Source organism: Nocardia sp. NPDC004722 (assembly GCF_053601505.1).
The window spans coordinates 1-10022 of record NZ_JBSGBY010000310.1 but is presented as its reverse complement, the minus strand read 5'-3'; the positions used below and the strand labels follow the sequence as shown (position 1 = coordinate 10022).

The window sequence follows — 10022 nt, the reverse complement described above, 5'->3', positions numbered from 1 at the left end:
GTGGCGAAGGTGCGGGCGGTGACGGGGGCCGGGTAGGTCGATATCGTCGCGCACTCCTCGGGGGCGCTGATCGCGAACTACTACCTGAAGTTCCTGCACGGGGGCGCTTCGGTGGATCGCGCGGTGTATCTCGCGCCGGTGACCAAGGGGACGACGGCCGCGACTCTGATCGGGGGGCTGGATCTGCCCGGGTCGCCGGAGGGGTTGGCGGGCGTGTTGAACGATGCGACCAATCCGTTGCGCGACACCGTCTTTCGCGGGGTGCGGGGTGCACTCGACTGTCTGGCCGGGTCGACGGTGACGACGCAGCTGCTGGCGGGCGGGGTCACCGTGCCGGAGGTGTCGTATTCGGTGCTGGCCACGCGCGGGGATCAGGTGCTGACGCCGCCGGGGGCGGCCTCGTTCATCGACGAGCCGGGCGTGGTCAACGACTACTTCGAGGATCTGTATCCGCGTGCGGGAGTGGCCAGTCATGCCGCGCTGCCGATGCAGCCGGATGCGGCGGACTGGGTGGTGGAGCAACTGCTCTCGGAATAAAGCAAAAATTGCCCAGCGGGAAACATTGCCCGCTGGGCACGTTTCGCGCATACTGGGTTCATGCCCGAAGAACAGCAACTCGGACTCCGTGAACGCAAGAAGGCCGACACCCGAAGGGCTTTGAGCGACGCGGCCCTCGAGCTGATGTTCGAACTCGGGTTGGAGAACGTGACGCGCGAGGACATCGCCGTGCGCGCCGGGGTCTCCATCCGCACCTTCAACAACTACTTCACCGGTAAGTACGACGCACTCGCCTACCGGCAGCTCGACCGCGTCCGGCGGGGCGTCGAGATATTGCGTACCCATCCGGCGGACGAGCCACTGTGGCAAGCGATTACGGCCGCACTGGTCGAGCCGCTCGAATCCGAGCATGTGGGCGCGCCGAACGGGGGCATCCCGACTCGCAGGCAACTCGACGAGTCGCGGAAACTGCTCGCCGCGCCCGAGATGCGGGCCATGCTGTCGCGGGGCGTGGAGGACGATCTGATCGCCGCCATCGCCGCACGCACCGGCATCGATCCGGAACGGTCCATGTATCCGCGCCTGGTGGTGGGCATGATGCTCACCGCACAGCACGCCGCCCTCGAAGCCTATGTGCGCGCGGACCCGCCGGTCCCCGTCACCGACCTGCTCCGGCAGGCCCTGGCAGCCCTCGAAGCGGGTCTGCCCGAACCGCCGGCGTAGCAGCGCCGCTACGTCGGTAATCCCGAAATACCCTCGCCGACAAGAGGTTTATTTGCCATGCCCGAAAACATCGCAACCACCGATATCGTCATCGCCGGAGCCGGGCCGAACGGACTCCTGCTCGCCTGCGAACTGGCCCTGGCCGGCCTGCGGCCGGTCGTGCTGGACCGGCTACCCGCGCCCAGCCTCGAACCGAAGGCCAATGGGCTGGCCGGGCAGGTCGCCCGGGTGCTCGACATGCGCGGGCTCTACGAGGCGTTCAGCGGGAACGTCGGCGCGCCGGTTCCGGTGCCGCAGTACATCTTCGGTGGGATGCCGTTGAATCTTGCTGCGGTGGAACCGAATCCGGTGCATCTGGTGCTCAAGCCGCAGCCGGAGATGGTGGAGATCCTCACCAAGCGTGCCATCGATCTCGGCGTGGATCTGCGCTGGGGGCACGGGCTCACCGAGATCGAGCCCGGCGCGGACGGGGTCACGGTCGAGGTGGCCGGGCCCGACGGTGCTTACCGGCTGACCAGCCGCTTCCTGGTCGGTGCTGATGGCGGAAAAAGCTTGGTGCGCAAGCGAACCGGCATCGCGTTTCCCGGCGTCACCTCCGACGGGCATGTCGCGCGCACCGGCCACGTTACCGTGCCCGCCGAACTGCGCACCGGTGACGGCCGGATCGAGATCCCCGGCGTGGGCACCTTCGGCCTGGGCCACCACCGGCTCGAGCGCGGCATCTTCGTCTACGCCGAACTCCAGCCGGGCCGGCCGCTCATCGGAACCGTCGAATTCGAAGGCGGCGAACAGTATTCCGACGAGACGCCCATGACCGTGCGGGAACTCCAGGACAGCGTCGAACGCGTGCTCGGCACCGCTCTCCCCCTCGCCCCGCCGACCTGGCCCGGACCGCACAACCTGCGCCGCACCATCGGCCAGAACACCCGGGTCGCCCAGCATTACCGCAGCGGCAACATCTTCCTGCTCGGCGACGCGGCCCACGTCCACTCCGCCATGGGCGGCCCCGGCCTGAATCTGGGCCTCCAGGACACCGTCAACCTCGGCTGGAAACTGGCCGCCGCGGTGCGCGGCTGGGCCCCCTCCGATCTACTCGACACCTACGAGTCCGAACGCCACCCGGTCGCCGAACGCGTCATGATGTACACCCTCTCCCAAGCCGCCCTGATCTCCCCCGGCCCCGAAATCACCGCCCTCCGAACCCTTTTCGGCGAACTCATGCAGCTCCCAGCGGTAACCACCCACCTCGCCAACCTCCTGGCAGGCTCCGACATCCGCTACGAAGTCGGCAACGACCACCCCCTCTCCGGCCACTTCTTCCCCGACACCACCATCGAAACCGCAAACGGCCCAACCCGAATCGCCGAACTCCTCCGCCCCGCCCGCCCCCTCCTCCTCACCTTCGACGGTGCCGACCTCGCCGCCACCGCCGCACCCTGGACCGACCGCGTCACCGTCACCCCCGCGACAAGCCCCACCCCTCCCGCAGCCGCCCTCCTGATCCGCCCCGACGGCTACATAGCCTGGGCCACCGACACTCTCACCCCCTCCGCCCACAACCACCTCCGCTCCGCCCTCCACCGCTGGTTCGGCACCCCCGCCGACATCACCCAAACTGCCTCCGCTTAGCAGCCACGACCACCCGCCCGCGATCACTGATCCGCCAGCGACCGCGGGCATCACCCGCCACCACCGCGAAGTGCGTAAACCAGATCGGCTGATCCCGGGCCACCCGATGCCGCCCCCTACGCGACCGCACAACACGCGGATGCGCTTCCCGATAGGAGCCCCACACCGCCCACCCGATGACGGCGAGGCAGAGTCCGATTATCGACAGCAGAGCCCATGTGTCCCAGTGCATTACGACACCTCCAGCAGATTGCGAATAGGTCCTCTCGGTACGCGCTCCGGACGCACATCAAGCACACTCCGGCGCAGAAAAGTTGGCAATGCCATTACGGCAAACCCGCAAAACAGCCCCGAAAGCCCAGGTTCATTGCCACAATGGCCAGAGATCGTTGCCATTACTCGTCAGCGTGAGGGGTGGAGGCCATGGCAAATGCAAGCCAGCAGCCGATGTCGGTGGCACGCAAACAGGTCGGCATGCAGCTACGCGAGGCTCGGCAGCGGGCGAATCTGGACCTCAGTGACGTGGCGGAGGCCATGGGCCCGGGCTGGAGCACCAGCAAGGTGGGCCGCCTGGAGCGCGGCGAGTCAGGCCGGATCAGCCTGCCCGAAGTCGACGTGCTCGCACGGATTCTCGAGATGGACGAGGACACCCGTTCGAACGTGGTCGCCCTCGTCAAACAGGCGGCGTCGAAGTCCTGGTGGTACGAGTACCGGGACGTGGTCCACAGCGGATTCCGCATTTACGCCGACATGGAAGCCTGCGCCTCGCGAATGACGATGTACCACAACAACATCGTCCCCGGACTCCTCCAGACCGCCGAGTATGCTCGCGCCCTGGACCGCCTCTTCTTCGTCGGAGAGCCGGAAGCCACTCTCAACCGCCGCCTTCAACTCAAACTGGAACGGCAGACATTCATCACCCGAAAGACCAAGCCCATCATCGCGAATGCGGTCCTGCACGAATCGGCCGTACACACCCAGGTCGGCAGCCGCGCCGTCATGAAAGACCAACTCGAGCACCTCGTCGAGATGAGCAAACGCCCCAACATCACACTGCGAGTGCTGCCGTTCACCGCCGGGCATCCCCTCGGCACAGCCACCGGCTCGTTCACGATCATCGATATGAAGCCCACGGCGGGCGCGGAAAACCACCCGGTCGTCTACTTCGACTCCTTGGTCGGCGCAGCCTGTCTGGAAACCCCCGCCGAAGTCCAAACCCACACGTCGGCAATAGCTTCCATCCAACGCTCCGCCCTCGACGAAGTCGGCACCCGCTCCCTGCTCCGCCGAATCAGCAAGCACATCAGCAGCAAAGGCTAACCACCATGCACAACCTATCCGGCACAGACCCAAGCCTCCGCACCGCCACCTTCCGCAAAAGCACCCGCAGCGGCAACGGCCCCGACTGCGTAGAAGTCGCCTTCCTCCCCGACGGCAACATCGCCATCCGCCACTCCCAAGCCCCCACCGGCCACGTCCTCGTCTACACCCCCACCGAATGGTCAGCCTTCACCCTCGGCATCAAAGCCGGTGAGTTCGACCATCCCTGACCCCTAGACCTGTTGGCTTGGTTGGGCTATGACGCGGGCCGCGGGTGTGGCATGGGCGGTGATCACGGGGTGGACGTGGGTCAGTAAGAGGTCCAGGAAGCGGTTGGGGCGGCGGAAGGCCGCGAAGTGGCTGGCGTTCTCGATGAGCGCGAAGTGCTTCACCGGGGCGGTGACGTCGTCGAAGAAACGTTTGGCCGATGCTGCCGGGGTGATGACGTCGAGTGCGCCCTGGAAGAGGAAGAACGGGATCGCGAAGTCGGTGCCTTCGGCCCATTCGTCGATCGTGAACGATTGCTGGGCAAGGGATTCGGAGAAGCTCAACGCCTTGGTGTAGGTGCGGACGTCGCCGAGGGAGTGCAGTGGCGAGGTCAGCAGCGAACCGATCACGACCTTCTTGAAGGTGTCGAGGGTCAGCGGATCGGAGCCGACGGTGTGCTTGTTGAACTGTTCCCGGTCCGCGGTCGTCCATGCCGACCGATCGCTGGTCATGGCGGTCACAGCCGCGAGATCCTTGCGCTTGCCGGTCTTTTCGAGCCGTTCGAGCAGCTGCGTGTAGGCAGTGTGATCACGGCCGCCGGCGTTGATGTTCTGGTCGGTGCCGACGTAGGCGGAGAACAGTTCGGGGTGGCGGCGGGCCAGACGCAGGGCGATGACGGAACCGAAGGAGTAGCCCACCAGGACGACCTTGTCGACACCGAGCCGAGTCCGCACGTACTCGGTCACTTCCACGGCATCGCGCTCGAGTTGGGCCAGGGTCATCTGCCCCTGGCCGGAAGGGCCGGTGTGGCCGAAGGTCTTACCGGCGCCGCGCATATCCCAGCGCACCAGGGTGAAGTGGCGCTCCCACTCCCGGGTACGGGAGGCGTAGATGAGGTTGGAAGCGCCGGGGCCGCCGTGGATTTCGAGCAGGACCGGGTTGTCGCGATGGTCGCCGCGGATCGAGATCCACTGGTCGATCCCGCCGATGCGAACGAAGTCGGCCTCGTCGACACCGTCCGGGGTGGTGATGCGCAGCCGCCGCGCGTTCTTCGTGCCCAGGATCCACATGATGACTCCCCTACGTTTATGCCATAAACAGTTCTGTTTAAGGTATAAACAAGAGCGAGTGTCCTGTCAACCCCGCCCCACAGGAGAACAACCGGCAATGGCTCGAAACGCCGAGAAGAAGCCCCGTGACCTGCGTTCCGCTGCCGCGCTGCTGTGGGGTGAACCCCTCCGTGGCCCCAAACCCGGCCTGTCCGTGGACGGAATCACGGATGCGGCGGTGCGGATCGCCGATATCGACGGCCTGGAGGCTGTGTCGATGAACAAGGTGGCCGCCACTTTCGGCGTTTCCGGGATGGCCCTCTACCGCCACATTCCCGGCAAGGCGGAACTCGTCGAATTGATGGTCGAGACCGTACTGGCGGTCGAACCCGCGCTACCGGCCACCGACGCGGGATGGCGCACCCGCCTGCTCGCCTGGGCTCGCCAGGTACTGGAGATCTATCGAATCCATCCGTGGCTGCTCGCCGCGACCACCATGCGCCCGCAGCTTCTCGGCCCGCACCAACTCCGCTGGATGGACGCGGCATTGGCGGTGCTGGAATCGACCGGTCTCCAAGCAGCAGAACGGCATCAGGTATTCCTGCTCATCGCCGGACATGTCCGCAACCTCGCCCAGCAGCACGTCGACTTCGACGCCGACCACGCCCGCGAATGGCAGCAGCTCACCAGCGAACTCGTCGACCGCCACGCCGAACGCTTCCCCGCGCTGGCGAGAACACTCGCCGAGACCACGGCGACAATCGATCCCCTCGAGTTCAGTCTGGACCGCATCTTCGACGGAATCCAAACACTCGTCGACCACAGCGAACCGACCGCTTGATCGTTCCAGCGACCCGAACGCACTGCCCTGCCGACGAGCGTGCGATCAGCCGGGCTCTGTGCTGCTCGAGAAGGCGACTTCGATCGCCTGCTTCATTTCGGCGATTCCGAACTGCGTGCGGATGCGGATCTCCGGCGCGACACTGTCGGGCAGAACGTCGGTGATCCAGATCAGTCGCCCGTGCTCGCCGTCCGCGCGGACCTCGAAGGACGCGTGATGGTAGTCCAGCGCGGGCCGGGCGCCTTCGACAACGGAGTACGCCAGCCGCCGCGAATCCTCGTCGATCGCGACGATGAGCTCACGAATGATGTGCCCGTCAGGGAAGGTCAGAAACCGTTCCGCACCTTCGACCCTGGTGTCGGCCACACGTCCGGGAAGCAGACGCTCATGCACCGCACCGATATCGCGAATGACATCCCAGATATGTTGTGGCGCGGCCTTTATCGCGACTTCGTGACGGACGGTGGCCATAACTCCCCTGATCTCCCGGCAGAACAACGCTCAACCTATCCCGACAACAGCTCCCCCGCGATCCGCGCCGATGACCAGCTCAGGTATCAGTAGTTCTTCAGATCGATTGCGGTGGCCGCCTTGTGGATGGGTTCGATGGCCTTCGCCATGATCGCGTCCTTGCCGGGTAGGCGGTTGATCAGCGACAACATGATCATGGACATCCGGACCTGGCCGTTCGTTCGCATCACCATGCGCTTGATGTTCGCGGGACCGAGCTTCTGGTTCGCGTCGGCGAACGGCCGCATCCGCTGCTGGTAGCCCTCGAACCCGCTGACGTGGTCACCGCCGGCGGCGGCAAGTTCCCCGGCCAAGACGTACGCGCCGACCAGCGCGAGCGAGGTGCCCTGGCCGGAGGCGGGCGACGCGCAGTAGGCGGCGTCGCCTACCAGCGCCACCCGACCCTTCGACCAGCGGTCCATATGCACCTGGCTCAGCGAATCGAAGTAGAAGTCCGGGGCGTCGTTCATCGCCGCGATCAAACGCGGCACCTCCCACCCCTCACCCTCATAGGCCGCGGCCAGCAGCTGCTGTTGCTGTGCGCGGTCCCGCGGGTCGTATTCCAGTGGCGCGGAAGAGAACAGGAACATGGCCTTGGCGCCGGCGTCGCCCGCAGTGCTGTAGGTCAGCGCGGTGCGTCCCGCCCCGACGTAGGTGAGTTCCTCCCGGTCCAACTCGAGATGGTTGGGGACACTGAAGATCGAAACGTAGTAGCCGAGATCCCGGACGAATCCGTCTTCGGGCCCGAAAGCCAGTGCGCGGGTATTGGAATGGAGCCCGTCGGCTCCGACCACGAGATCGAAGGTCCGGCTGGTGCCGCTGTCGAAAGTGACCTTCACCCCGTCGTCGGCATCGGCGATGGACGCGATGGAGTCGCCGAACAGATACTCGACGTTGTCCGCGGTGGCCTGAAAGAGCAGGCGCTGCAGGTCACCCCGGGTGATCTCGGCATCGCCGTGCACGCGACCGCCGAAAGTGTCACCGTCCATACTGGCCACCCGCTTGCCCGACGCCGTGACCACCGATCCACCCCGGACATCAGTGCTCCTCGCACGAATATCCGCCAGCAATCCCATGCGCTCGACAACATCCAAGGCGGCCCCCCGCACGTCCACCTTGTACCCGCCCTCCCGGATCTCCGCCGCCCGCTCCACCACCGTGACAGCGCAGCCGTGACGGTCGAGCCAATAGGCCAACGTGGCACCCGCGATACCGGTGCCGGAGATCAGGACGTTCAGGTCTTTCATTGGAGCCCTATCGTTTTGGTTCTCGAGCGCGGGACGTCGTACGTTCGCCCCGGTGTTGCCGAACACGGACAGTACACAGGTTCCGAACATCGTTCGACCGGACCAACATTCCGGTCCTCGGGGCCAATACGGCGACATACTCCGACCACAGGATGGCGAATCAGCCACCGAACAGTCACAACCCTCGAGACGCGGGCCCGTAATCCTGAGGCTGGCCCCAGCTCCACAGTCTCGCGCCGTTCTAGTACTGGCGCTGCTCCGCCGACAGACCAGCGGACCGTCACTGACCGAGGCTTCGCCGGAGCATTTCAGGACCGCCGCAGTATCCGCACATGCCGACGAGCGTGTCGAGAGAGCGCAGGGGTACCAGTCCCACAGTGCACCCTTGAGCGGTTGCGCCCGGCTGAGTTGCCGTTCATGTAGTTACTATCCGAACGTGCAAGCCGATTTCGATGGAGCCGTGCGTATCGCCCAGCTCGCAGCAGGTTTTGACTGGTCATGGACGGTCGCGAATGTCGAGCAGTTTTGCCAAGAGGCAGGTTGGCGGTCTGAGCCCTTGTCATATGGTGGTACCGAACTTCACACCGGCCTGTCGGTGTCGCAGCCCTGGGGGCGTGCGGAGCATGCCTCCGAGTTTCTTCGCGAATGTTGTAGTGACGGTGGAGAAGTCAAGGAATTGCGTGTGCTCGTAACCGACGTAGCTGACGACGCCACGTCGGAGGGCCACATATGGCTCGTCGATTCCTTCGCGGAGCTTGCCGAGCGGCTGACACTCGAGGTTGGGCCTCCGCTGGGGCCTGTCAACATCTATGGTCCGACGGTCGTCTGGAACCTCGCAAACGCAGTCTTGCTGTTGTCGACCCACATCGACCACGGCACGATTCAGCTGAAGATCGCTGACCCGGTGTACCGACAGTGGGAAATCGAGTGCGCTGACGATGACGACGATTCAGACGAGGACGAGCAGGCCGAGCTATCAGGCTCCGACGGCGATCAGGTATTTCCTCGCACCTGGCTGGAACTGACCACGGCGCTGGCGTTGACGTTGTCGCGACTGTCCGTTGGCGCGCAAGTCGAACTCGCCGCGTCCAGGGACAGAATCGCGAGGTTCGACATGGGCTGGCAGACGTTGGAGTGCAGCGTTTCTCGCTCGGCAGCCCGTCGCACGATGGGGCACTTGTTCGACGACGATCGGGCGCATTGGTTCAGCTTGGGCTGGTCATGGACGGCGATCAATGGCGAACAGGGTTGGGGGCGATCGATCGAGTGGCCGGCCCGCTATCGCGAATTCGAAGCGATGGCCGATGCTGTCGTTATCGCTCTACGTGACGAGCTCAAAGTGGCTCACCCCAAAGACCTTCGAGTTCAAGCGTCGCCAGGGGACTCCGGGCGGGTCGATATCTCAGCCTTCGATCTCGAACCCTAAGTCCATCGACCGAGGCCGCCTCAAGCTATTCAGCTGAGCAAGATGAACGTCCGCTACTGCCGCGACCCGCGCTGACCGGACCGGCCAGTGCAGCGGGACGGAAGATCAAGTGTCGGTCTGAGGCCAACCGGACGTCCGGCATTGCCGCTTCTCGCGCGGTCCGAGGCGGCCAGGCGACCTAGCTGAAGATCAACGGCCCCGGGGTATTTCTCGGGGCCGTCGTCGTGTCCGCGCATACCGCTCACAAAGCTGTTCAGGCGGGCGAGGTGCGGGCCGCAGACCCAGCAACTCGTGAAGGCAGTGAGCTAGCTGGAGTTCTCAGCTACTGCACTGTCGATCCGATCGGGCACTTACTTGGCGTTCGCAGCGACGACCAGCTCCAGCAGCTTCTGGCGGACCGCTGCTGCCGTCTCTGGCGTGAATGGGTCGTCACCGGCTGCCAGGTCGGACAATTCCTTGGTGTCGATGCCGGAGTCCTGCAGGGCGGTCAGTGTCTCGCGCAGTTCGTCCCGATCCCCGCTGATCAGGAGTTCGATGTCCGACTCGGTGAGTTTTGCGGCAGGATTGTACCC

11 protein-coding genes are annotated in these 10022 nt (G+C 65.1%); 7 read left to right on the top strand and 4 right to left on the bottom strand.

Translation table 11 applies throughout. The features are described from left to right. Positions 1 to 111 precede the first annotated feature (111 nt). From ACWELQ_RS26830 to ACWELQ_RS26810, 5 genes are all read left to right on the top strand, one after another. A complete protein-coding gene (locus tag ACWELQ_RS26830; protein WP_452399817.1) occupies positions 112 to 537 on the top strand; it encodes a hypothetical protein in 426 nt (141 codons plus the stop codon). Positions 538 to 597: 60 nt separating this feature from the next. Next, positions 598 to 1221: an acyl-CoA-like ligand-binding transcription factor gene (locus ACWELQ_RS26825; protein WP_452399816.1), complete on the top strand. Its 624-nt coding sequence runs from the start codon at positions 598 to 600 to the stop codon at positions 1219 to 1221. A 57-nt stretch (positions 1222 to 1278) separates the two neighbouring features. Next, positions 1279 to 2850 (top strand): FAD-dependent monooxygenase, encoded by a 1572-nt coding sequence (locus ACWELQ_RS26820; RefSeq protein WP_452399815.1) that lies wholly within the window; start codon positions 1279 to 1281, stop codon positions 2848 to 2850. 423 nt (positions 2851 to 3273) lie between these two features. Then, on the top strand, positions 3274 to 4170 hold the full coding sequence (locus ACWELQ_RS26815) for a helix-turn-helix domain-containing protein (RefSeq protein WP_452399814.1): 897 nt from the start codon (positions 3274 to 3276) through the stop codon (positions 4168 to 4170). A gap of 5 nt (positions 4171 to 4175) precedes the next feature. Beyond that, complete coding sequence (locus ACWELQ_RS26810) at positions 4176 to 4400, top strand: DUF397 domain-containing protein (RefSeq protein WP_452399813.1); 225 nt, start codon at positions 4176 to 4178, stop codon at positions 4398 to 4400. Between the two features lie 3 nt (positions 4401 to 4403). Here ACWELQ_RS26810 and ACWELQ_RS26805 read toward each other — a convergent pair whose 3' ends face one another. Then, positions 4404 to 5447: an alpha/beta fold hydrolase gene (locus ACWELQ_RS26805; protein WP_452399812.1), complete on the bottom strand. Its 1044-nt coding sequence runs from the start codon at positions 5445 to 5447 to the stop codon at positions 4404 to 4406. 97 nt (positions 5448 to 5544) lie between these two features. On the opposite strand from ACWELQ_RS26805, the gene ACWELQ_RS26800 reads away from it, so the two are divergent. Then, positions 5545 to 6267 (top strand): TetR/AcrR family transcriptional regulator, encoded by a 723-nt coding sequence (locus tag ACWELQ_RS26800; RefSeq protein WP_452399811.1) that lies wholly within the window; start codon positions 5545 to 5547, stop codon positions 6265 to 6267. Between the two features lie 45 nt (positions 6268 to 6312). On the opposite strand, the gene ACWELQ_RS26795 is transcribed toward ACWELQ_RS26800, so the two are convergent. Together ACWELQ_RS26795 and ACWELQ_RS26790 are read right to left on the bottom strand one after the other, a co-directional pair. Beyond that, positions 6313 to 6738: an SRPBCC family protein gene (locus ACWELQ_RS26795; RefSeq protein WP_452399810.1), complete on the bottom strand. Its 426-nt coding sequence runs from the start codon at positions 6736 to 6738 to the stop codon at positions 6313 to 6315. 86 nt (positions 6739 to 6824) lie between these two features. Then, positions 6825 to 8024, bottom strand: coding sequence for an FAD-dependent monooxygenase (locus ACWELQ_RS26790; RefSeq protein ID WP_452399809.1), 1200 nt, complete (start codon positions 8022 to 8024; stop codon positions 6825 to 6827). A 436-nt stretch (positions 8025 to 8460) separates the two neighbouring features. Here ACWELQ_RS26790 and ACWELQ_RS26785 point away from each other — a divergent pair, with 436 nt between their 5' ends. Beyond that, positions 8461 to 9450 (top strand): DUF6301 family protein, encoded by a 990-nt coding sequence (locus ACWELQ_RS26785; protein WP_452399808.1) that lies wholly within the window; start codon positions 8461 to 8463, stop codon positions 9448 to 9450. Positions 9451 to 9800: 350 nt separating this feature from the next. On the opposite strand, the gene ACWELQ_RS26780 is transcribed toward ACWELQ_RS26785, so the two are convergent. Beyond that, positions 9801 to 10022 (bottom strand): hypothetical protein (locus tag ACWELQ_RS26780; RefSeq protein WP_452399807.1); only part of this gene is annotated, 222 nt, incomplete at its 5' end.

Bases quoted from the DNA above. Each gene is read 5' to 3' on its own strand.
- ACWELQ_RS26825 (WP_452399816.1), top strand. From the start codon at position 598: ATGCCCGAAGAACAGCAACTCGGACTCCGTGAACGCAAGAAGGCCGAC.
- ACWELQ_RS26820 (WP_452399815.1), top strand. From the start codon at position 1,279: ATGCCCGAAAACATCGCAACCACCGATATCGTCATCGCCGGAGCCGGG.
- ACWELQ_RS26815 (WP_452399814.1), top strand. From the start codon at position 3,274: ATGGCAAATGCAAGCCAGCAGCCGATGTCGGTGGCACGCAAACAGGTC.
- ACWELQ_RS26810 (WP_452399813.1), top strand. From the start codon at position 4,176: ATGCACAACCTATCCGGCACAGACCCAAGCCTCCGCACCGCCACCTTC.
- ACWELQ_RS26805 (WP_452399812.1), bottom strand. From the start codon at position 5,447: ATGTGGATCCTGGGCACGAAGAACGCGCGGCGGCTGCGCATCACCACC.
- ACWELQ_RS26800 (WP_452399811.1), top strand. From the start codon at position 5,545: ATGGCTCGAAACGCCGAGAAGAAGCCCCGTGACCTGCGTTCCGCTGCC.
- ACWELQ_RS26795 (WP_452399810.1), bottom strand. From the start codon at position 6,738: ATGGCCACCGTCCGTCACGAAGTCGCGATAAAGGCCGCGCCACAACAT.
- ACWELQ_RS26790 (WP_452399809.1), bottom strand. From the start codon at position 8,024: ATGAAAGACCTGAACGTCCTGATCTCCGGCACCGGTATCGCGGGTGCC.